The organism is Paenibacillus fonticola DSM 21315, assembly GCF_000381905.1.
Taxonomy (GTDB): Bacteria; Bacillota; Bacilli; order Paenibacillales; family Paenibacillaceae; genus Fontibacillus; species Fontibacillus fonticola.
The window spans coordinates 68,067-89,134 of record NZ_KB907252.1; the positions used below are offsets into that span (position 1 = coordinate 68,067).

Sequence of the window (21,068 nt, forward strand, 5' to 3'; positions counted from 1 at the left end):
GATTGCCCATTCAAATTTTTACGAAATCCTTGGATCTGAGCCCAATTCTGAAAAGCTTTTCAAAATCGGGAGAAAAATAAGTAAAACTTACTTTTCTCTGCAGGAATTTCGTACAATAAGCCGATGGGTCATTTTTTCTCGTAAAATGTCGTTGCTTCCCGTCGTAACCAGTTCATGCACCTTCTCCGCCGCGCGATAGCCCAACTCGTAGATCGGCTGCGCAATCGTTGTCAGCTTCGGAATATACATGCTTGCTACCCGCAGGTCATCGAAGCCTATAACGGATACTTGATCTGGAACGCTGATGTTCCGATCGTTCAAATAAGAAATCGCCCCCATAGCGAACTCGTCAGCTACGCAGAAGAGCGCGGTGATACTTGGGTGCTCAGTGAACAACTCGTCGGCCGCCTCATACGCATGCTCGAAACGGTGATTCGCATATTTGACCTTCTCGATGTTATGCTCCAGCCTGCATTCGGTAAGCGCTTGCACAAAACCTTCGAAACGGGGCGGTCCAGATATGGAATTATCATGGTTGAAGCCGATCATGCCGATGTCCGTGTGGCCTAGCCCGATCAAGTATTTGACCGCATCATATGCCGCGGCCTTATCGTCAATCTCCACGCTCGGAATGTCATATTCATAGGAGTGGGAGGAGACAAGTACAAACGGGATCCGGCTTCCGGCCAGCTTCTCGTAATACTCCGGAAAAATAATGTCACTGGCAAAAACGATGCCATCCACCTGCTTCTCATGAAACGCGTCGATGTAGGACAGCAGGCGATCCTTGTCGCGGTCTGTATTGCAAATCATGAGACTGTAGCCGAGCTTGATGCAAGCATCCTGCACTCCCCGAATGATGCCGGAATAGTAAATGTTCTCGATATCAGGGATCAGCAGGCCCAGCGTAAATGACTTTTTGTAAATCAGGCCCCGTGCAAAAGAGTTCGGCTGATACCGCAGCTCCTCGATCGCATCCAATACGCGCCTTCGTTTACTCTCAATCACGGTATCTGGTGTGTTCATAACACGGGATACCGTGCTGATGGATACACCAGCTATCTTGGCAACATCCCGAATTGTAGGTTTCATCTTCGTCTACTTCCTTTTTTGAAAAGCTTTTCAAGGCCATTATAGCAAGCCCTTTTTGTTTTGACAAGAACTTTTTGAAGCGCTTTCAAAAGGGGTGTAGAACCGCTATCTGGTTTGTATTATGTTGAAGGATTGTCCATTAGCATCTGACCAGCTAAATAAATAAATAAATAAATAAATAAATAAATAAATAAATAAATAAATAAATAACAAGCTCCCTATTTATCGTGTGAACTCGTTATTTATTTAGCTAGTTGATTGTACATGTTACTAGTGTTGTATACTATGCTTCTGTACATTAAGATACATTTACAATGACGTTCACTAAATGGATTCAATGTATCTAATTATGCTCTAAACGAATGTTTCAGGTGATTAGACGGATTTGATGTACTTAAAATCAAGAACCCAAGCCATGATTGGCCATTTCCCTTCTTTTAATGACATGAAATCCATTTAAATTTACTTTCCTTCTTTTTCAATAGAAATTAACTACTATAAATCCATTTATTAGTTGCCGTTCATTCTAGGTGAACCTATGCTTCAATCTCAGCTACAACCCATGTATAATTCACTAACCAATCAGGCTTCTCCGGTCAACCAATCGGCCCGCTCGAACAGTTCATTAGAACCCCAATAGAACAAGGTCATGAGGATTGTATTCCTTTTCCAGCGGACGCAAATTAAATCTAACAAAAAACACCTTAAATGGCAAAAGCAGCTTCGTTTCATCGTTTACTGGGGGGCTGGCTCATTTTTTTTTCTGCAGATTGCAACTGCAGCATTGTAAGTTGTTTATATAAAATCGATGACCAAACCGATCAGGTTAACCGTTCGAGAAGCATCAAGCAGCCAGCGCTATTCTGCTGGCGCGGAACTTGGTGATTCAGATATACTCACAAAGAGGAGAGCCTCCTTTTATTCTTTCGTATGACCTCATGTCAGTCATCTTTCAGCATGATTTATCCAAGCTTCTCTACGGCTAATCTGCCACTGCTCCTCGTCCTCGTTATAAATAATGGTGTATACCCAGTAACCTAGCTCTTCAATAATCTCGTCCTGTACTGGATATTTCACAGCAAAATTCTCTTTCACATACAGCTTGTTCTCGATATAATCGGGGGCTACCATTTCAAAATCTTCAAACTCCCATGAAATAAAGGTATGTACCGCCCCTCGTGTATACTGATCTGCTACATATTCCTGCTGTTCACGATAGAACTCACTGTCCTTAACGAGATATTTTGCCACTATAGAGAAATCACTCTCGTTAATCGCTTCTTCTATTGCGGATTGATAAGCATCCAAAAGCATTTCTGGGTAATAGCTATCATCTTTAGCAGCACCATACAGTATATCTAGTTCTTCATCACTTAAATCAGTATCATTTCTATTTAAAGTGTCTTCAACCGATTCCTGTTGGTCAAAGTTCTGTTGAGTCTCCACGCTAATATTGGAACTCGTATCTTTTATTTTAAGCTCTTCACTATCCACTTCCTTACTCCGCTCTTCCGTTTTCGGCATGGAAGTATTCATTTCACTCCGAAAACATCCAGTACACATACTGATAATGAATAATATTATTGCAAGATATCGAATTCTTAAAATCATTTATCCCCCTATATTTACCTAGTTAGTTTCAATTTCTTGCTTTTTCGTACTGGCTTTTGCTGTTTCCTCATCTTTTCGATAGCGTGCCGCCGCCTCTGTGAGTACCTTCGCTTTGTCTCGAAGACCCACCGAAATGGCTTCTGCTTGCTTCTGAATTTCCCGAATCAGGCGTTCTATCTCATTCAATTCATTCCTGCCATACAACTCAGGATATTGGCTCTACGTCTCGCGGACAAGCTGGGATATGGATTGATAGACATTCCACTCCTCTCTTTCAACGAATTCACCGAACGTTTGGTTTGCGAGATAACTCATCTATTTTATTAGGATCAACCTTTATACTCATCCATACTATTTAAATGGAATTGTTAAAAATATTGAAAAGTCCCTGGTAAGGTAATGCATGATGTGACACATCTTGTGTCCTTATGCCCTTTCCTTTTTGTCGTATATCACAACGGTTACGATTGAAACAAAAACAATCACAATATTTGCGGCAATGGTTCTAGCCCAAGTCGTAGGCAGGATGCCAAAGGCGTAGGTTGCCGCATTGAACATGGTGTGGCATAATACGCACATAAACACATGGCCTTTGCCTGATATTTTGTAGATTGCTCCGTATAAAAACCGAAACGCAATGATTTGAACTGCAAACATCCCAAAGCCAATAAGGCCCTCATATTGACCTGTCCCTGGAATAAAGAAGAGAGGGATGTGCCACAAAAGCCAAATGATTCCAACATATATAGAAGATAAAACAAAACCATATTTTTTGTTAAGCCCGGGCTGCAATATATACGTCCAGCCAGCTTCCTCCAAGCCACCGATAATAAGATTGCCAGGCAAGGCAAGGAAGAACATATATAATGGAAGTACCATTTCGGTGCGGCCTGAAACTGCAATATGTATGAAAAAATACAGCGCAAGAACTGCAACAACGAACAAATAAAGACATATGTTGTTTTTGGCGTAAAAAACAGTTTTCAACCATTCCTTAAAATCTGCTATTTTATTATTTTTCTTCAGAACGATAAATGAAGAAATAGCGGGCGACAAAATATAGATTGCAAAAGGAATATTCATCCCTAAGTTCCGTAACGATTCTTGAACCGAAGATTGAACCGAATATCCCAATTGGCCAAGGGCAATCAAAGCACCTGACATAAGAAAAGCTATGCAAAATGTCAGCATTGTAAATTGTACTATGATTTTTTTGTCATTCACGATTTCTTCACCTCACGTTTTGAAGTATATATTAAATTGTAATGGATGGACGTTATTTTTATCACCAAATGGCAAGGAATGGGCTAACAGATTCAATGACAATAAGGTCACCTCCCGTTCCATAATCGCTAGTTTCATTAAAGCACAAATGGCGATGGATGGCCCGTTTTTTTACAACTATGAAACAACAAGGCTTTCAGCAACAAACGACGGGGAGATGAAGCTCAAAAACCGTCAGGGAAATATCCCTGACGGTGCATGTGCAGCTGCTTATTCACTACCCTAAAGCTAAATCTCTATTACTCCAGATTGGCATGCCGGGCGAACATATCGGCATCGGTTTGACCGGTCTCCCGCTTCAAATCAATAATGATGCTGTCATAGATCAGCCAGCTTAGCTGCTCGAAGGAAGAACCCTTGGTCTGAATGGACGTCTCTTTGCCTGCTTCCTTCTCTACCTTGGAGGTGACGCCGGGAATTTTGATGTAGGCCGAAGCAATGGAACCGATAGTATTCGCTGGGAAAATCGTTAAGGTAGCCAGCATTGCCCCCTGATCGAGCGCCTTTTGCGCCATCACCTTCAAGCTTCCCGTCTCGCCGGAGCCCGAGCCGATGATCAGCAGATCGCCCTGCTGAATGGACGGTGTTGTCGGTTCTCCAACAAAATATGCGCTGTATCCCAAATGCATTAGACGATTGGCAAATCCCCTGGCGGCGAAGCCGGAACGGCCCGCTCCCGCCACGAACACCCGCTCGGCCTTGACGATCAGGTCCTTGACCGCTTCAACCTCTCCGCCGTCGACCAGCTTCGCGTCCTCCGCAAGCTCTTCCAGTATCGCCAGCAAGTTACTGCAAGGTTTCATTACTGTTCTCCCCCTTCAAGCTCTCCGCTCCATCGCTTCTTTAATCAGCCGTGCTTCTTTGACCGGGTCCTCTGCATGGGTGATTCCCGTTCCTACGATAATGATGTCGGGATCAAGCGCAACATATTTGTCGATCGTGCTGCTGTTAATGCCGCCGGCAACAGCGATTTGGGCCGACTTGGCATGTGCCTTCATCACCTTCAGATCGTCAATCGGCTGTCTGCCGGCCGCCTGCTGATCGGCGCCCGTATGGACGGCCAAGACATGAACACCTAGTTCCTCCAGCTCCCGGATCTTGTCCGGCAAATTGTCCACGCAGATCATATCGACCACCAGTTGTTTGCCGAACTCGTGCGCCGCCTTCAGGCAGGCTTTGATCGTCAGCGCGTCGGTGACCCCAAGCGCCGTCACGTATTCGGCCCCGGCATCAAAGGCCAGCTTGGATTCAAAGAAGCCACCGTCCATAATTTTTTCATCGGACAAAATTTCCTTGTCTGGAAAGCGCTCCTTGAACGCTCTTACCGCGTTCATGCCTTCGGCGATCACGAATGGGGTGCCAATTTCTATAATATCAACATAGTCTTTCACCTTTTCGGCAAACTCCAACGCTTCCTCCAGTTTCATTTCATCCAAAGCCAGTTGCAGTTTCATCTTTCCTGTCTCCTCTCCATAAGTCAGTATTTGACGGCTGGGCATTGTCCCGGATAGTCCAAGAGCTCCTTCAATTCTTCGTCTAGGCGCACGATCGTCAGTGACACGCCATTCATATCCAAGGACGTAACGTAATTCCCGATATACGTGCGATCGATCCGGTGGCCCTGTCCTGCCAATATCTCTGCCACTTTGTCATAAAGCACATACAGTTCCATTAGCGGCGTCGCGCCCAAACCGGAGAGCATAACGGCCAAGTTCTCCGATTCGCTGAAGTCAAAATCTTGCAGGATGGCTTCGGTCATTTCTGCGGCGATTTCATTTGCCGTCCCCAACTGCTCCACCCGAATTCCCGGCTCGCCGTGATGGCCGATTCCGAACTCCATCTTCCCTTCCTCAATGGAGAAATTGGGCGAGCCAACCGCCGGAATCGTGCAGGAGCCAAGCCCTACACAAATACTTCGAGTGTTGTCGACGGCTTTTTGCGCAGAAGCGATCACTTCATCCAGCGATCCGCCCATCGCCGCCCGCGCCCCTCCAGCCTTCCACATGAACAGGCCTCCGGCTATGCCGTGTCGTTTTTCCCGGGTTTCCGGCGGCGATGAAGCCATATCATCCGTTGCGGTCACATACTTTACGGTAATCCCCTCGTCTTCCGCGAGCTGCACTGCCATCTTGACGTTCATGTTGTCACCGGCATAATTGCCGAACAAGCAGGCGACCCCTTTGCCGGAATCGGCCTCGACCATCGCATCCAAAAACGACTGGGCCGGCGGAGAAGCAAAAACTTCGCCAATCGCGGCTGCATCCACCAGCCCTTCCCCGACATAACCGAGAAAAGCCGGCTCATGTCCGCTGCCGCCACCCGCAACAATGCCTACCTTCCCCTCTACCGGCGCTTGAACCCTTTTCACCACACGATCATTGCGGTCTGACAGTGTAACCGTATCACCATGGGCTTTGACATACCCTTTTAGCATATCGTCCACAATAAAATCAGGATTGTTCACAAATCGCTGCATTTGACACCCTCCTTAACCGGCTTTGGCCAGCCGGAGAGAAGCCTCGGCCATTGCCTCCAGAATGATATAACAGGAAGTCGCTCCCGCGTCCTGATGTCCGATTGCGCGGTCTCCGAGACGGCTGCCGCGGCCAACTTTGGCCGCCATCGCCTTCGTCCCTTCGAGCCCCTCCTTCGCCGCGGCCAGCATATGACTGAGGCAAGCCTCCAAATTGCCGCCTCTGACCGCGGCTTCCTCGTAAGCCTTCACCGCAGGATCCAGCACATCGATCAACGTTTTGTCCCCTACCGAAGCGCTTGTTAAAAGAGCGGTCTGCTCATATGCTTTCTTCAGCATGTTCAGCATGACCGTCGCGTTAATAACGGTCTCCGCTTTGGACGCCGCAGCCAACCCTATAAAAAAGCTGCCATACAAGGGGCCCATCGAACCTCCGATTTTGCCGACCAGCACTTTGCCGATCGTAAGAAAACCTTCGCTCATATCAGCGTCACGCATGCTTAACTCCTCGCCTGCGATGAAGAAGCCCTTGCTCATGTTGATGCCATGATCGCCGTCCCCTAATGCAGCATCTATTTGACTCAAATAATCCCGATTGGCGCAGACAGCCTCAATAATCGCCGTTACGACTGCACTGCCCTTTAGGTTCGTAAATTCCATATTCGCTCATCCCTTCTCATGCTGCTGTTTTATCCGGGACAGCTCTTCATAATGCTGCAAAATTGCCCCATACAAACGAGTCTCCGCCGGAATCCCGGTAAAATTCGTTATCGCCGTACCGATGCCATGCTCGGCTATAAACAGCCGCAATTGTTCACATTGGCTGTCCTCCGCATTACGAAATTGAAATGCTGCGGCGATGCCCTTCAGCAACTGGTCGTTCTCCAGCCCGTATTCCTCGCATTGCAGGCAGGGCCCCACCAGCCGGTCGTCGGTATGCAGCTTACGGATCGGCGACCGGCATACCCGATTGATGGTATCGGCAATCCCCGGCGTTTGAAAGCGGGAGATCGCAAAGTCGACATATTCGGTAAGTTCCCGCATGGAAAAGCCGTACTTCCGCACAAGCAGCCTCGCCGACTCCAGCATTGTCTCCCGCACTTCCTGCACCAAGGCATCATGATGGAACACATCCTGCATCATCTCATAGCCGTATATATGGCCGATATAACCCGCCCAGGCATGGCCGCAATTGATAATATATAATTTCCGCTCCAAATATTTTTGCAAATGGCCGGTGTACACCGCATTCCGAATCGGGATACTTCCCGGCTGTGCTAGCTTGTTTTGTTCGATGACCAGTTCATAATCTTGGCCAATGTTAATGACGGCCTTGCCTTCCCGCTCATCCTCCAGCACCAGCCGGTCAACAGCCGTATTCGGAAAGGCGGCGACTTCCGCCAGCTCTGCCGCGGAAAGGCTGCCTTCCAGCTCCAGTATGCTCTCCCGTAAAATATCAGAGTTAAACATGGCGTTCTCACACGCGAGAATATTCACCTTAGCTTTGCCCGCATCCCGTCTGGCTCGCAGTCCTTTCAGGAGGACCGGAGCTATTCTTGGCAGATTGTCGGCCCAGACCGAAGTGGTAATGATGTCCGCATCTGCCAGCGCCGCCACGGTCTCTTGTTCCTGAGTAAGGGAAGAAACGGCACGAACCCGCTCAATCGTCTTCTTGGCATAATTTTGTTCAATCAGGTACAGATCGTAAGCTTTATCCTGATTGATCTGTGTGATGATTGCAGGATCGACATCAACAAATGTGATTTCGTATCCCGACTCATGCAGTAAATCGCCGATAAAACCTCTTCCGATGCTTCCGGCTCCAAAATGCACCGCTTTCAAAGCCAATCCCCTCTTTTCATGTGGCTCTTTCGTTGTTGGTGTCCATGGCCATAACAAGGCTTGTTTTTAAAAAATGCCTGTTACCGCACCGATGATACTAGTCGCAATGATGGCCAGCATAATGACCGTAAAATTCTGATTTTTCTTATTCAGCCACCAGTACAGACCCAACACAGCCAAAAGAGGCAGCAAGCCAGGAACAATCCCGTCAATAATGTTCTGCAATACGAACGGTTCGTTGCCGTTACCAAAATCGATCGTCAGTGGAGTGCTGAGTTTAACGTAGGTGGATGAGAGCGCCCCCATCATGAACAGGCCAAGCGTACTCGCGCCAACGATCAACTCCTTGATCCGTCCTGAGTGCAACAGCTCCCGGATGGATGCCTTCCCAGTCCGATACCCATACACTGACAATCGGAGGCCGACAATAATTTGAATCAGCGGCAGCAGCAAAAGAATGAATGGGCCAATGACGCTGCCGGTTGCGGACAGCGTTGCCGCGAGTGCGAAAATGATCGGTTTCAGCGTCGCCCAGTCGATGGAATCCCCGATGCCCGCAAGCGGCCCCATAAGACCCGTTTTCATGCCGGTAATCGATTTATCGGTGATCGGTTCTCCTTTTGCCTTCTGTTCTTCCATCGCGATCACGATGCCGTTAACCGGCGAGCCGAATACCGCCTCCGTATTATAGAAGACGAGGTGCCGCTTCAACGCTTCCTTCAGATCCTCCGGATCCGGATACAGCTTTTTCAAAATCGGGATCATCGCCGTAGTAAATCCCAACGCCTGCAGCCGCTCATAAGAAATCCCCATCTCCGCGACCATATAATAGGTGAGCCAATTTCGGCGGACATCCTTTTCGGTAATTAATTTGCCAGTCTCCGTGCCGGTTTCTGCTATTTCGTGAGTTTCCGTCATTTCTTTACACCTCCATGTTTTTCTTATTGTTGTAAAAGGTGATCAGGAGCACTGCGCACAAGCCGAAAATCGCCGCTCCGATAATGGGAATCCCGCTGAATTGAACGAGGAAATAGCCAATGATAAACCATGGAAACAACTCTTTTTTCCCGATGACGAACATGGTTAGTGCGAAACCGAGAGCAGGCAGCAGACCACCAGCCACACTGAAGCCGTGGATCAGCCACTCTGGAACGCTGTTCATGAAAGAGTTGACGGCATCCGCGCCGTAAATAATAGCGAAAAACGGAATCGGAAAACGGAAGAAAAAGCTTAAAGCAGTAGGATAGACGACGGAAGCAAGTACAATCTTTCGGGTATTCCCTTCTTCGGCATACCTGTCGGCCATATGGACGAACATGACGTTGACCGTCTTGCGCAGCTGATCGACGAACACGCCCATGACACCCACAGGTACGGCAATCGCAATCGCCAACGCCGGCGTCAGCCCCGATTGAATGGCAATCGGAATGGCGATCAGACCAGCCAGACAATCGTCAGCTGGAAGGTTGGAGCCTGCGGCAACCAAACCAATATAAAGTATTTGAACAGCCGCCCCGATAATCATCGCCTGCTTCACATCGCCCATAATCAGCCCGATAGGAAGGGCGGCGAATAGAGGCTGCCGAACCGCGTGAGTAATCGCGTAACCGACATCTGTTTTACAAATCCAGTACCATAACCCCGCAAATATACTTACAGCCAGCATTTCCATCGCTTAGCCCCCCAATTTTTTTAATGCTTTATCCAGCGTAAGCTTGGTTTCTTCCGGGGTGACCTGGAAAAAAACCTCGACTCCCTGCTCCTTCAGATAAATCAAATTTTCCGCATCGGACCGGTCGATGGAAATTCCTTTGACCACTGATGTTTTATTCCCGGCTGCACCAAGGCCGCCAATCTGCACTACGGTAAAGGCGACACCTCGTTCTACCGCGCTGCGCACATCTTCGATATTTTTAAACAGGACAAGAATGCTGCCCTGGTCAAATTGACCAGCCTGGGCATATTCGGCAAATGCATCGATGGACAGCACTTCCACCTTGATGCCAGGAGGAGCTGCCATGACATAAATGTCCGCCATAAACTCGTCTTCGGACAGCTCGTCATTGACAACGATGATCGTTTTGGCCGTGATGGTATTGCTCCATTTGGTAACGACCTGTCCATGAATGAGTCTGAAGTCGACCCTAACCAATTTGATTCCATTTATCACGCTGATCCTCTCCTTTCTTTTATAATTTTGGTGATGTTCCGAATGCCTTCAGCTCCAAATGAGATAATATTGTCTTCGATACTTTCCCATTCCCCCAGCGATCTGCGCGTTTCCGCCTCGATCAGCATTGGCAAATTGACTCCGCAAATGACGGAGTACCCGTCCCTTTTCGCAAAATAAGCACCGATATTCGATGGAGTTCCACCGTACAGATCAGTCAGGAAAATAGATTCCCGCGGAGCATCGGTTAGCAGGGTTCCGATCTCTTCGATCAGCGCTTTACTTTCCATCCCTTCCAATAAAGAAAAGCAGTATACATCCTCCAATTTTCCGATAATGAGCTCCGCGCTCCTTTTTAGCTCCTCGCCGAAAGTTCCATGCGTAATGATAATAATCCAAGGCTTAATGTCCATTGTCAGCCTCCTTCCAGTCTGGTTGTTTATGCAATGGCACGATGCCCCTTGATAGATAAAGCGCTTACTTAAAAGACCAATATAATACCCTCTTTGCTTAACCGCGAGATTTACCACCGGTAATATTTAAGATCGTGCCGGAAATATAGCTGGAACGATCGGACAAAAGATATGTGACCAGATCCGCAATTTCTTCCAGCTTACCTTGTCTGCCCAAAGGGATCATTTTCATATAATCAACGGATACGTCGCCGGACTCTATCCCTCGGGTATAAGCCAATGCCTTTACATGCTCGGGATTCCCCATTGGCGTAGGTTCATTGATCCCGGGAGCGACGCCGATCACCCGGATGTTGAAGCGACCGAGTTCCTTCGCCCATGATAAGGTAAAAGAATTTAGAGCGCCTTTGGTGGCGGAATAAATACTTTGGCCTACAGATCCCTCCATGCCGGCTTCGGAGCTGATGTTAACAACGACACCGCATTGTTGTCTGATCATCACTCTGGCAGCCGCCTGGGCACAGAAGAAAGCCCCTTTTACATTAACATTGAACAGAAAATCAAAATCCGCCTCGTCAAACTCATGAGCCTTGTCGCCGCGATAATAATCCACCAGCAATTTAGGCCGGTTGACCCCGGCATTGTTAATCAATCCGTCAATCCGGGTGTATTTCGCTACGACCTTGTCCATCATTTCTTCCACCTGCAGCTGATTCGTGATGTCGCATTGGATAAAGTCCACGTTTTCGTACGCGCTGCCCGAAATATCGGCAATAATAACCTGCGCCCCATTTTTGCTTAGGCTTTGTACAATTTCAGCCCCAATGCCTGAGCTTCCCCCGGTAACGATGACGACCTTCCCTTTCATATTCAACCAATCGTCTGTCATTAGCTAAATTCCGCCTCCTTATGATGCAGACTTTAAACTTTAAGGACATCGTGACGTCCTTATGTCATATCATTATAATGGCACTGCTTTTTATCTTTGTCAAGCGCTTTCAAAAAAATACGAACAAAAAAAACCGCCACCTAAATATCACCGTCTCGACGGAAAATATTTAGCGGCAGGCCTATTTTGTCTTGTTATATTCATTTACTCTTTAATAGTCCTTCATTCCTTGTATCTCAACCGCACCTTAAACCGATTAAGATCGCCTCTATCCCTGGAGAGGGAATATTCAATAACTCTGTCTTTGTCATCATAGGTAACCGTATCAACCAGTTGAATAGCGACATCCGGCTCTACCTTTAGCATCCTTGCATCCTCTGGGCTAGCATTAATTGCCCGGAAAGTCTTGTTCGCATAACTGATTTTAAGACCATAATACTCTCTTAGCGTTGAAAACAAGGATACTTCGGAAAAGTTAAACCGTTCCAGGTCGGGCGCAATATCAACCGGAACATAGGTCGTTACCAGCACGGAAGGCTCATTCTCAATAAACCGGAGTCTTTCCAGCTTGTAATACAAGGAGGGACCCTCGCCGAAAATCCCCTTTAAAGCATCATTCGCCTTGATCCGCTTCATACTTAGCAATTCCGTTCTAGCCACAAGGTTTTGCCGGCTGGCTTCTTCATTAAAGCTGCGCAATTCGGCCAAATCCCACAGATTAAGGTTCGGTTTGGTTACAAAGGTTCCGACCCCCCTCCGCTTCTCCAAATAACCTTCGCTAACAAGCAAATCGATCGCCTGTCTCACTGTAGTTCTGCTGACTCCGTACATCGTCATTAATTGAGTTTCGGAAGGCAAGCTGTCATTTACTTTGTACACTTTATCGCTGATTTTTTGGATCATATCTTCTTTTAGTTGAAAGTATAAGGGAATTGGACTGTTTTTCTCCAGTTCATATTGCGCTGAATTCGCCATTGCGTCCTCCTACAGATTAAGATGTCACGTTGTCCGTACTTCCATTATACAGCAGTTATGACTTGTTGTACAAATAACAAAAAAATTCAGCAGGGACTGGTCCCCCCGCTGATCAATTTAACGCAATAACTCCAAACGTTCTCATTATACTCCACAACGGCATCAGGCCAAATTTGAGCTTAATGAGTTAATATCTTGTTTCTGGGCATGATATATAAGTAAAATCATTAAAAAGGAGCGAATTCAATGGGTATTTTAAGCGGAAATCCTAAAGACGAGCCTCTACACTACGGCGAAATTTTTGGTATATGGGCTGCTTCAATGGCTGCCAGGGGGGCCGTATCATGCTACCAGACATATTTAAACCACGCTGGTGACGAAGAGCTTAAAAAAGTACTTAATGATCTAATTGATCAAGCTAAGCAGGAAATTAAAGAGTGCGATACATTGCTCAGTGATAATGGGATTCCAACGGCTCCGATTATGCCCGAAAAACCGCCCGTCAAGCTAGAAGACATTCCAGCAGGCGCAAGATTTACTGACCCTGAAATAGCTGCTAAAATTGCTATAGATACTTCGGCTGGATTAGTTGCTTGCAGCCAAGTAATGGGCCAATCCATTCGAGAAGATGTCGGCGCCTTGTTCGCTAAATACCATCTGTCCAAGGCAGCTCTGGGAGTTAAGATTTTGCAGATGAACAAAGAAAAAGGATGGCTCATTCCTCCGCCGCTTCAAATACAGAGACCTGAGTCCGAATAATTACTTCATCCAAATCCTGCTCAGTGAGCGGGATTTTATAATTTTGGCGGCGTCCATAACGCCGGGCTATAATTTTAGTAACTCTACAGATACCTAGTTCATCTATCATCTACTGATACTTTCTGGCTACTAAAAATTCCACAATTGGGGAAATAATTATCGCTAATCCCAAAACAGCTAATAAGAACACGTTGATGGATCCATGCACGACTTGATCCGCACCCACGGCAACCAAAATAAAAAAGGTGAGAATATAGTAACTGATCTTCGAGCTTTTCTCCACGATACTCCGCCCCAGTTCTTCCTCGGGCATGATCCCATCTTTCTCTCCTTTATTTCCCCAAGTCATCGTAGAGAAGAACATCATCAACAACACCCCGATAGTTACGACCTCGTTGAAGCCCACCTCTTTACCTGTCACCATTTTATAAATCGTAAACCCGACTACAATGAATGTCGCCACTCCAAATAGGAATGCGCCAATTTTACGTGTACTCATTGGTCTTCCCCTCCATCACCCGAAAATAAATGATCCACCGTCACCCCTAACGTTTTGGCAATATCAAAAGCTAATTGCAAACTGGGATCATATTTATTGTTTTCAATTGCATTAATGGTCTGCCTGCTTACATTACATAATTCCGCCAGCTTTCCTTGGGAAAAATTTTTCCTTTCCCGATACTCTTTTATTTTATTTTTCATGCGAGTTCCACCTTCAGGTCTTGATGGTTGTAAAACATATTTTACACCCACATTATAAATAAAGACACATTGGGTGTCAAATATCTTTTACACCAGTGTCTGTAAAGCAATAAGAAATGCTGCCTGTATTATAATGGGAATATCAGGGTCAAGGGAGGACTGGTACTATGAGTGAGGATAACAAATCGGATAAGTCCATCACGAGACGCTCGGGAAAGATAGGATCACCTCGAATAGCCTGCTTTCTGTGGAGTTCGGCAAGATGTTTGATGCGGCGAATCGGTTTGGGGGGTAGCTTGAATAGAAAAAGCGCCCTGCCAACTAATCACCTGGCAGGGATCATATTTAGAGTGTCTGTAATTTATTTATACCTGTTAAGTGTCTCAACGCCTTTTTCGATGTGAGACCCGCTAATCCCCCGTTACCACAACCTAAAGGAGGGATTGCCACTGACTTAATATCATATTTTCGGATAGTTTCAACAAAAACTTTATATCCTCAATATTTGACTGTTCTCTCCAATGACGCTTTGTTGGAAAGTTGATAATGTATTTTGGGGGAAACATAGAATCTGTAAAATGGGTAAACATTTTTCCGGGGATAACTAAATTCTTCTTGCATGCCTTCTGAATACTCTTTAAAATTATCGGGAAAGGCTTGTTTAAATTGAAGAGCAATCCCCTTCCCCATAACCCCGACACAGTTCACAGCGTTCACTAGTGCCTCCGCTTCCGCTTTCAGCAGATTTCCATTCCTACACTCAATCATCATTTCACAGCCTTAGTAAAACCATATTTAGTATCCATTTTTTACACACAAAACAGTTTCGATCCGATAATAATGAGGTTCTTAGCTTATTACGGTAATCAATAATATTTATTAATTCCTTCTTCATCACATTATGAAGGTAGCATGACTCAAAGCCCACATTCGTAAAAAATGCCGACAAGCGGAGTTAATCAGATAATTGGCATTCTACTATTTCGTCCATTTTATTCTCTTTTCGGAACGGTCATCCTAACACCAACATATTCTACAATATGCTTTTAACTTATATTTACTTACTACTGTCATTGCGTTCCAAAGGAGTGACTGCGTGTGAAGCGTGTGAACCCTATAAAAAGGCATGTAAAGCAGTCGGCAAGAAGGCATGCTAAACCCGTAAAAATACGAAGTATCAGCGGTAGCAGCGGTGGCGGTGGCAGTTCGATTTCAACGACCCGAAGAAATGAAATCGCGCTGATTTCCGCCATTTTATTTCTAATCGCCGCGGCGCTCAGCTTATATGTGGCTTGGAATGATTTGAAAACCGGCGGCACCTCCGAAACGCTCATCTAATAACGTACGCAGTGACGATATGAAAACTCGGCGTCTTTTGCGTTAAAATAAACAAAACAAGCATAGCACTCCCCCTCAAAAGGACAATGCTATGCTTATTCTTCGTACTCCTAAACCAATTTCACCAAATGGTACTTCTTCTTCCCTTTGCGGACGATGATGAAGCGGCCTTCGATTGCCAGATCCACTGTGATCTCGAACTCCAGCTCATTGATACGTTCGCCGTTCAAAGAAATCGCGCCGCTGGTAATGTCCTCGCGCGCTTGACGCTTCGAAGGCTCAATGCCTACATCAACGAGCCAATCGATGATATTCTTCGATTCTTTGACTGCTTCGAAGGTAGGCATTTCTTTGAAGCCTTGTTCGATTTCATCGGCGGTCAAAGACTTAATATCCCCGCTGAACAGAGCGGCTGTAATTCTCTTAGCTTGAGCCAGCGCATCCTCGCCGTGCACAAACCGGGTCATTTCCTCGGCCAGCGTAATTTGCGCTTCGCGCTTATGCGGCTCGGTCTGTACCTTCTCAGCCAGCGCCTCAATCGCCTCTTTATCCAAGAAAGTAAAGTACTTCAAGTATTTAACGACATCGCGGTCGTCAGTATTCGCCCAAAATTGGTAGAACTCGTACGGCGTCGTTTTCTTCGGATCAAGCCAGATCGCGCCGCCAGCCGTTTTACCGAATTTTGTCCCGTCGGCCTTTAGCATGAGCGGAATCGTTAGGCCGAACGCATTGGCTTCCGGGCCTACTTTTTTACGGATGAGATCAAGCCCGCTCGTAATGTTCCCCCATTGGTCGGAGCCGCCAACTTGCAGTTGTACATCCTCCTCCTGATATAAATGCAGGTAGTCCATCGACTGCAGAATTTGATACGAGAACTCCGTGAACGAAATTCCGCTATCCAAGCGGCTTGCTACGACATCTTTGGCTAGCATCGCATTGATACTGAAGTTTTTCCCATAATCCCGCAGAAAATCAATCACATTCAACTGATGCGTCCAATCGTAGTTGTTCACCAACCGCAATTGATTGTCCCCGTCGGTCATAAACAGCTTCTTCATTTGCGCGGTTAACGCCTCAACGTTAGCCTGCACCTGCTCCATCGTCTGCAGACTGCGCTCGGTTTGACGGCCGCTCGGATCGCCGATCGTTCCAGTCGCACCGCCAATAAGAATGACAGGCTTATGCCCTGCCAGTTGAAATCTTTTCAGCACGATAAAAGGAATCAAATGCCCGATATGCATGCTGTCTCCCGTCGGATCAACTCCACAGTACAAGGAAATTGCCTTCTCCTCGGTCAGCTTGCGGAGCCCCTCCGCATCCGTCTGTTGATTAATCGCTTCGCGCCATTCCAATTCATCGATAATGTTCAACCTGTTCAGCTCCCTATAAAATAAAATAAAAAACGTCCCCTAGTCTGCTTCAGACTAAAGGGACGATTGAATTAACCGTGTTACCACCCAATTTGTACGATGAACTTAGCAGCCGTCAGCCGGCTTGTCAACATACCACTCTTAGCTCATTATCGTGAGCCAACCCGCTTGGCATTACCCAAGATACTCCGGAGTGTAATTCGCAAGGGTTCAGTAATGCTGCCAGGTCGCATCGACCCCTGGCTTTCTGAGAACAGTGACTGCCTGCTACTTCGTTCCATCATCGTAACCACATATAAGTTTACAGAAAGTATATTGAATTGGATTTCAATTGTCAAATGGATTTCAACTTTCATCCTTGGTCCTGCTGTTATGCACATCCTGGCCCTTGTCTCAATGCGAATATTATTATTAGGAAGAATCAGCAGGCCTATGTGATCAATTATGTCATTCATTTATACCTTATGTACAGATTCTGATTTCCAACCTCTTCCCCACTCTTCTAATATGGTAATATGGAAGTAATTCCTTTTTCAATGCTTAGTTCGACTGTTTCCCTTCGACTGCACATAACAGTACGCTTGCGGCAAGCCCCAGACGGCGGTCAAGCGTATAAGCAGGGTCGCTGGAGAAATCCACATTGATCTTCATTACGAACGGATTGAAATTTTGCTTAAAAGTAGCAATTCTGCTGCCATTCACCTCTACGTTGTAAGATTGCGGAATCAAGCTCGTAAGGAACCGGCGCAGCAACGCAAACAATCTGCCGTCCTCCTTAATCCGTCCGATTTCAGCTTCGGCGCTATTTTGAATGATCCATTCATCCTTCAAAATAGATTTCATTCCTTTTCTCCGCAGGCTTCCAATATGCTCACCTGTACGCGCATCTTTAACATCATAGGTAGCGGAAAAATCAATCACATTACGCGCCTGGATCGTCAGCAATTCCTCGCTCATACTCTCATCGCTGTACAGTCGAATGTCCTCCTTAAGCTTAAAGGCCTTCATTTGCGAGAACATGATTAGCTCTTGATTGGCATTGTAAATATGAAACTTGGCGCCTAGTACGGAGAGTACCTTTCTTCTAACCAAATATTGATTGTAGCCGAATCTGTTATCCACTTCTTCTAATTACCTCCATAAAATAAGTTATTTCTCCATAATACGACAGGCTGAAGTCGCTGTATATAGATTCTTCTAGTCAAAGTTAAACTTCCAAACCCATGTACTCTTAGGGTGGACTTTTTTGACGAAATGTCTTTCAAATAGTGGACACTTTTCTATGCGAGAGACATATTTCCACAGTCCAGATAACATCTATATGCAGCATTATATTTTATCCCAAACACAATATGTAGTAATTCTAATTAGTTAGCGATCAACTTCCTTAGTGTCCTCTTTTGAATGGACATTCTATTACATTTGTCCACAGCGAACGCACAAACCCTCCTCCCAATGAACGCATAAAAATTTATCAGTTAAGTATTATAGGAAATTTCCATTATATTCTCATTCGCCAGTTGTAACCCCAAAAATTCTATTGCGTATAAACATGTAAACATTATCAGTCGATCAACAACTAGAAATTGAGGGAACCCAACAATGAATAAGGAATTTACGGCTCAAGCCGATACATGGTACCGGAAGGCGGAGAAAAAGGCAGCTCAATATTTCGCCTATCTGCAAATGCGGGTTAAGGATCAAACGAATCTGCAAACCCTGACAGCTGATTTTCAATGGTGGAAAAAGAACCTGATTCGCCGCTCCTGGTATGCTTGGCTTCCTCATGCCGGCAAGACGGCAGATACCCTCGGCTATAGCAAATATATCGGCTGGATGAATCGTACCGGAAGATTGGACGACTATTTAGATCGAAGCATCTCTTATATTTACATGCGTGATCTAGGTAAAGCTCTGGATTCCCCGGACACCCAAGCGCGCATAGAGCGAACGGCTGCAGATGTTAAAAATTATTTACTTCGTTCATCTGGTACCGCTCAAGGAGACCAGCCTGATTTTATGAATTTAGCCGGGCTCTATCGCTGGGCTCAGAAGGAAAACATTGAAGAAGCCGTAATCTGGCTAATCGATAAACTGAATAGCGTATCCTCCCATCTTCCTCAGGGATTGAACGCGGAGCATGCCCAGCGAAAGTTAATGAAGATCATCCTCGGGGTAGTTTTGCATGTCATGGACGAGATAGATGAGATGAATGAGACGGGTGAGATCGGTGAGATAGGTAAGACGGGTGAGATGAGTGTGATCGGTGAGATAGGTGAGACGGGTGAGATGAGTGTGATAAACAAGTTGGACGGATTGGATGTATTGGGTGTATTGGACGAATTAGATCAGAAGGCCGGCAGCCTATTGCCTAACATGCGTTCTAAGCGGCTGGATGAAGCCATCCGGCTCGGCTACTCCTATGGTCTGACTTATCCTTTTATCGACGATCTTCTTGATTCCGAAATTTTAAATTCCGAAGAGAAACAACAATACTCCCTTATGATAAAAACGGCGCTGCTTACCGGTACTGTTCCGGAATCCGAGAAATGGAGCGGTGAACATAAAGACTTCATGCATTACGTATATTCGGAGCTTCGGGAAGCTTTTGAGTATATTAAGAACTGCCAGCGGCCGGAAGCGATAAATACTTTTTTCGAGCAATCGTATGTGTTTTTTCAAGCTCAGGATCTGGATCGTGTTAAGGAGATCTCGCATTCGGACTACACCAATGAGGAACTGTATTTGCCTATTATTTTGAAATCGTCCTCTTCCCGGCTAATTGTCCGTTCTGTGTTAAGTGCCCCGGAGGATGAAGGCTTTGAGCAGCGAACGTTTTATTATGGAATCTATAACCAGCTCGCTGATGATTTTACGGATATGTTCGATGATATGAAGGCCGGAGCAGTAACACCTTATACGTATTATTTAAAATACCGCGGGCAACGTCCAGACCTAATAAATCCCTATGAATTATATTGGACGGTTATTTCCTACCTGATCCATAACGTGTATCATTCCGATGCCAAGACCCGTAAAATCATCCTGGATCGTGCCATCAACGGCTTAAAACGCTGTAAAAAACGTCTTGGAGAAGAAAAGTACAACGAGATCTTGGACATTTTTGCCTCGGGAAATCCAGAGTTCAATCGGCTTATCCAACGTATGGTTCACCAAGCAAACGATGTGGATTTTCTTGACAAGCTGCTTCGGGATCAGGTGGTAAACGTGCTGAAAAACAGCCGCAAGGAACAGGAGAGCTTTATCAATACGATCCGATCTGTCCGCCAGAAAATCAATCAACAATTGCAAATTTCTAAATTGGATGGGATTTCGCCCGTCACGGAATTGCTGATTGATGCGGCAAACTACAGTCTTCAAGGCGACGGCAAACGCCTACGGCCCATTTTAACCTGGGTCATGGGTGTAAATGAGTATGGACTGCAGGCTGCGGCGATCATGCCTCTGCTAAAATCACTAGAATATATGCATACCGCTTCCTTGATTTTCGATGACCTGCCTTCACAGGATAACGCGTCTACCCGCCGGGGGCGCCCGACGCTGCATCAGGTGCATGATAGTGCCACCGCGGAGTTGACGGGTCTGTATTTGATTCAAAAAGCCGTTGAAGAACAGTCGTCCCTAAGCGGATTCGATGCCGCAGCCGTTGTTGCCTTGATCCGATATTCATCCCAAAAGGCAGGTGAAATCTGCATGGGACAGGCGATGGACTTGGAATCCCGTGGAAAGGCATTAACGCTGGAACAGCTGAATACGATATGCTTTTACAAAACAGGAATAGCCTTTGAAGCTTGTCTCGTGATGCCTGCCATCCTTGCTCAGGCCAAGGAGACGGAAATTACGTCTTTAAAGAAATATGCCTATCATGCAGGCATCGCTTTTCAAATTAAGGATGATTTACTGGACTCCGAAGGTGAAATGAGCTTATTGGGAAAGCCCGTTCGTCAGGACGTTGAAAACAACAATTCGACGTTCGTGACCCTACTCGGTCATAAAGGCGCCCGAAGAGCGATGTGGGAGCACTATTGCCTGGCCATCGAAACATTGAACGAAATACCGCGAAACAACGTTTTTCTTAAACATTTATTGAATTATATGATAAGCAGGGAGAGATAAGCGATGACCCCCT

23 protein-coding genes are annotated in these 21,068 nt (G+C 46.1%); 3 read left to right on the forward strand and 20 right to left on the reverse strand.

Annotation, left to right across the window (positions count from 1 at the left end; all coding sequences use genetic code 11):
* Positions 1–87: 87 nt before the first annotated feature.
* The 15 genes from G358_RS0109695 to G358_RS0109765 form a co-directional block, all read right to left on the reverse strand.
* Positions 88–1,092 (reverse strand): LacI family DNA-binding transcriptional regulator, encoded by a 1,005-nt coding sequence (locus G358_RS0109695; RefSeq protein ID WP_019637018.1) that lies wholly within the window; start codon positions 1,090–1,092, stop codon positions 88–90.
* A 945-nt stretch (positions 1,093–2,037) separates the two neighbouring features.
* Complete coding sequence (locus G358_RS0109700; RefSeq protein WP_019637019.1) at positions 2,038–2,703, reverse strand: TcaA NTF2-like domain-containing protein; 666 nt, start codon at positions 2,701–2,703, stop codon at positions 2,038–2,040.
* 18 nt (positions 2,704–2,721) lie between these two features.
* Positions 2,722–2,889 (reverse strand): hypothetical protein, encoded by a 168-nt coding sequence (locus G358_RS29810; protein WP_019637020.1) that lies wholly within the window; start codon positions 2,887–2,889, stop codon positions 2,722–2,724.
* 240 nt (positions 2,890–3,129) lie between these two features.
* The gene (locus G358_RS0109710; RefSeq protein WP_019637021.1) at positions 3,130–3,927 is read right to left on the reverse strand and encodes a CPBP family intramembrane glutamic endopeptidase; all 798 of its coding nucleotides are present in this window, start codon (positions 3,925–3,927) and stop codon (positions 3,130–3,132) included.
* A gap of 299 nt (positions 3,928–4,226) precedes the next feature.
* On the reverse strand, positions 4,227–4,790 hold the full coding sequence (gene hxlB / locus G358_RS0109715; protein WP_019637022.1) for a 6-phospho-3-hexuloisomerase: 564 nt from the start codon (positions 4,788–4,790) through the stop codon (positions 4,227–4,229).
* Positions 4,791–4,805: 15 nt separating this feature from the next.
* Positions 4,806–5,441, reverse strand: coding sequence for a 3-hexulose-6-phosphate synthase (gene hxlA / locus G358_RS0109720; RefSeq protein WP_019637023.1), 636 nt, complete (start codon positions 5,439–5,441; stop codon positions 4,806–4,808).
* A gap of 23 nt (positions 5,442–5,464) precedes the next feature.
* Positions 5,465–6,463 carry a dihydroxyacetone kinase subunit DhaK gene (locus G358_RS0109725; protein ID WP_019637024.1) on the reverse strand — a complete coding sequence of 333 codons (999 nt, stop codon included), beginning with the start codon at positions 6,461–6,463 and terminating at the stop codon, positions 5,465–5,467.
* 12 nt (positions 6,464–6,475) lie between these two features.
* On the reverse strand, positions 6,476–7,120 hold the full coding sequence (dhaL, locus tag G358_RS0109730; RefSeq protein WP_019637025.1) for a dihydroxyacetone kinase subunit DhaL: 645 nt from the start codon (positions 7,118–7,120) through the stop codon (positions 6,476–6,478).
* 6 nt (positions 7,121–7,126) lie between these two features.
* Positions 7,127–8,293, reverse strand: a complete 1,167-nt coding sequence (locus G358_RS0109735) for a mannitol dehydrogenase family protein (RefSeq protein WP_240480002.1) — start codon at positions 8,291–8,293, stop codon at positions 7,127–7,129.
* Positions 8,294–8,368: 75 nt separating this feature from the next.
* Positions 8,369–9,220: a PTS system mannose/fructose/sorbose family transporter subunit IID gene (locus G358_RS0109740; protein WP_019637027.1), complete on the reverse strand. Its 852-nt coding sequence runs from the start codon at positions 9,218–9,220 to the stop codon at positions 8,369–8,371.
* Between the two features lie 4 nt (positions 9,221–9,224).
* Positions 9,225–9,974, reverse strand: coding sequence for a PTS mannose/fructose/sorbose/N-acetylgalactosamine transporter subunit IIC (locus G358_RS0109745; protein WP_019637028.1), 750 nt, complete (start codon positions 9,972–9,974; stop codon positions 9,225–9,227).
* Positions 9,975–9,977: 3 nt separating this feature from the next.
* Entirely contained in the window at positions 9,978–10,472 is a 495-nt protein-coding gene (locus tag G358_RS0109750) for a PTS sugar transporter subunit IIB (protein WP_019637029.1), read from the reverse strand.
* Positions 10,469–10,885 carry a PTS sugar transporter subunit IIA gene (locus G358_RS0109755; RefSeq protein WP_019637030.1) on the reverse strand — a complete coding sequence of 139 codons (417 nt, stop codon included), beginning with the start codon at positions 10,883–10,885 and terminating at the stop codon, positions 10,469–10,471. Before G358_RS0109755 ends, G358_RS0109750 begins: the two co-directional genes overlap by 4 nt.
* Positions 10,886–10,982: 97 nt before the next feature.
* The gene (locus tag G358_RS0109760; RefSeq protein WP_019637031.1) at positions 10,983–11,774 is read right to left on the reverse strand and encodes an SDR family oxidoreductase; all 792 of its coding nucleotides are present in this window, start codon (positions 11,772–11,774) and stop codon (positions 10,983–10,985) included.
* A gap of 222 nt (positions 11,775–11,996) precedes the next feature.
* Positions 11,997–12,749 (reverse strand): GntR family transcriptional regulator, encoded by a 753-nt coding sequence (locus tag G358_RS0109765; protein ID WP_019637032.1) that lies wholly within the window; start codon positions 12,747–12,749, stop codon positions 11,997–11,999.
* A gap of 246 nt (positions 12,750–12,995) precedes the next feature.
* On the opposite strand from G358_RS0109765, the gene G358_RS0109770 reads away from it, so the two are divergent.
* Entirely contained in the window at positions 12,996–13,508 is a 513-nt protein-coding gene (locus G358_RS0109770; RefSeq protein WP_019637033.1) for a DUF3231 family protein, read from the forward strand.
* A 109-nt stretch (positions 13,509–13,617) separates the two neighbouring features.
* Here the strand turns inward: G358_RS0109770 and G358_RS0109775 are convergent, their stop codons facing one another.
* The 3 genes from G358_RS0109775 to G358_RS34520 all read right to left on the reverse strand — a co-directional run bounded on the left by G358_RS0109775 (position 13,618) and on the right by G358_RS34520 (position 14,981).
* Complete coding sequence (locus G358_RS0109775) at positions 13,618–14,007, reverse strand: hypothetical protein (protein WP_019637034.1); 390 nt, start codon at positions 14,005–14,007, stop codon at positions 13,618–13,620.
* Positions 14,004–14,270 carry a helix-turn-helix transcriptional regulator gene (locus tag G358_RS0109780; RefSeq protein WP_420836054.1) on the reverse strand — a complete coding sequence of 89 codons (267 nt, stop codon included), beginning with the start codon at positions 14,268–14,270 and terminating at the stop codon, positions 14,004–14,006. The genes G358_RS0109775 and G358_RS0109780 overlap by 4 nt, the downstream gene beginning before the upstream one ends.
* Before the next feature lie 438 nt (positions 14,271–14,708).
* Positions 14,709–14,981 carry a macro domain-containing protein gene (locus tag G358_RS34520; RefSeq protein ID WP_420836053.1) on the reverse strand — a complete coding sequence of 91 codons (273 nt, stop codon included), beginning with the start codon at positions 14,979–14,981 and terminating at the stop codon, positions 14,709–14,711.
* 327 nt (positions 14,982–15,308) lie between these two features.
* On the opposite strand from G358_RS34520, the gene G358_RS0109790 reads away from it, so the two are divergent.
* Positions 15,309–15,548, forward strand: a complete 240-nt coding sequence (locus G358_RS0109790; RefSeq protein ID WP_019637036.1) for a hypothetical protein — start codon at positions 15,309–15,311, stop codon at positions 15,546–15,548.
* A gap of 110 nt (positions 15,549–15,658) precedes the next feature.
* On the opposite strand, the gene tyrS is transcribed toward G358_RS0109790, so the two are convergent.
* The gene (gene tyrS, locus G358_RS0109795; RefSeq protein WP_019637037.1) at positions 15,659–16,918 is read right to left on the reverse strand and encodes a tyrosine--tRNA ligase; all 1,260 of its coding nucleotides are present in this window, start codon (positions 16,916–16,918) and stop codon (positions 15,659–15,661) included.
* Between the two features lie 540 nt (positions 16,919–17,458).
* Positions 17,459–18,040, reverse strand: coding sequence for an LURP-one-related family protein (locus tag G358_RS0109805; RefSeq protein ID WP_019637038.1), 582 nt, complete (start codon positions 18,038–18,040; stop codon positions 17,459–17,461).
* A gap of 480 nt (positions 18,041–18,520) precedes the next feature.
* On the opposite strand from G358_RS0109805, the gene G358_RS0109810 reads away from it, so the two are divergent.
* A complete protein-coding gene (locus G358_RS0109810) occupies positions 18,521–21,055 on the forward strand; it encodes a polyprenyl synthetase family protein (protein WP_019637039.1) in 2,535 nt (844 codons plus the stop codon).
* The last annotated feature ends 13 nt before the right edge of the window (positions 21,056–21,068 follow it).

Excerpts from the sequence above, each read along its gene's own strand:
- G358_RS0109695 (WP_019637018.1), bottom strand. The coding sequence starts at position 1,092 with ATGAAACCTACAATTCGGGATGTTGCCAAGATAGCTGGTGTATCCATC.
- G358_RS0109700 (WP_019637019.1), bottom strand. The coding sequence starts at position 2,703 with ATGATTTTAAGAATTCGATATCTTGCAATAATATTATTCATTATCAGT.
- hxlB (WP_019637022.1), bottom strand. The coding sequence starts at position 4,790 with ATGAAACCTTGCAGTAACTTGCTGGCGATACTGGAAGAGCTTGCGGAG.
- hxlA (WP_019637023.1), bottom strand. The coding sequence starts at position 5,441 with ATGAAACTGCAACTGGCTTTGGATGAAATGAAACTGGAGGAAGCGTTG.
- G358_RS0109725 (WP_019637024.1), bottom strand. The coding sequence starts at position 6,463 with ATGCAGCGATTTGTGAACAATCCTGATTTTATTGTGGACGATATGCTA.
- dhaL (WP_019637025.1), bottom strand. The coding sequence starts at position 7,120 with ATGGAATTTACGAACCTAAAGGGCAGTGCAGTCGTAACGGCGATTATT.
- G358_RS0109740 (WP_019637027.1), bottom strand. The coding sequence starts at position 9,220 with ATGACGGAAACTCACGAAATAGCAGAAACCGGCACGGAGACTGGCAAA.
- G358_RS0109745 (WP_019637028.1), bottom strand. The coding sequence starts at position 9,974 with ATGGAAATGCTGGCTGTAAGTATATTTGCGGGGTTATGGTACTGGATT.
- G358_RS0109755 (WP_019637030.1), bottom strand. The coding sequence starts at position 10,885 with ATGGACATTAAGCCTTGGATTATTATCATTACGCATGGAACTTTCGGC.
- G358_RS0109760 (WP_019637031.1), bottom strand. The coding sequence starts at position 11,774 with ATGACAGACGATTGGTTGAATATGAAAGGGAAGGTCGTCATCGTTACC.
- G358_RS0109765 (WP_019637032.1), bottom strand. The coding sequence starts at position 12,749 with ATGGCGAATTCAGCGCAATATGAACTGGAGAAAAACAGTCCAATTCCC.
- G358_RS0109770 (WP_019637033.1), top strand. The coding sequence starts at position 12,996 with ATGGGTATTTTAAGCGGAAATCCTAAAGACGAGCCTCTACACTACGGC.
- G358_RS0109775 (WP_019637034.1), bottom strand. The coding sequence starts at position 14,007 with ATGAGTACACGTAAAATTGGCGCATTCCTATTTGGAGTGGCGACATTC.
- G358_RS34520 (WP_420836053.1), bottom strand. The coding sequence starts at position 14,981 with ATGATGATTGAGTGTAGGAATGGAAATCTGCTGAAAGCGGAAGCGGAG.
- G358_RS0109810 (WP_019637039.1), top strand. The coding sequence starts at position 18,521 with ATGAATAAGGAATTTACGGCTCAAGCCGATACATGGTACCGGAAGGCG.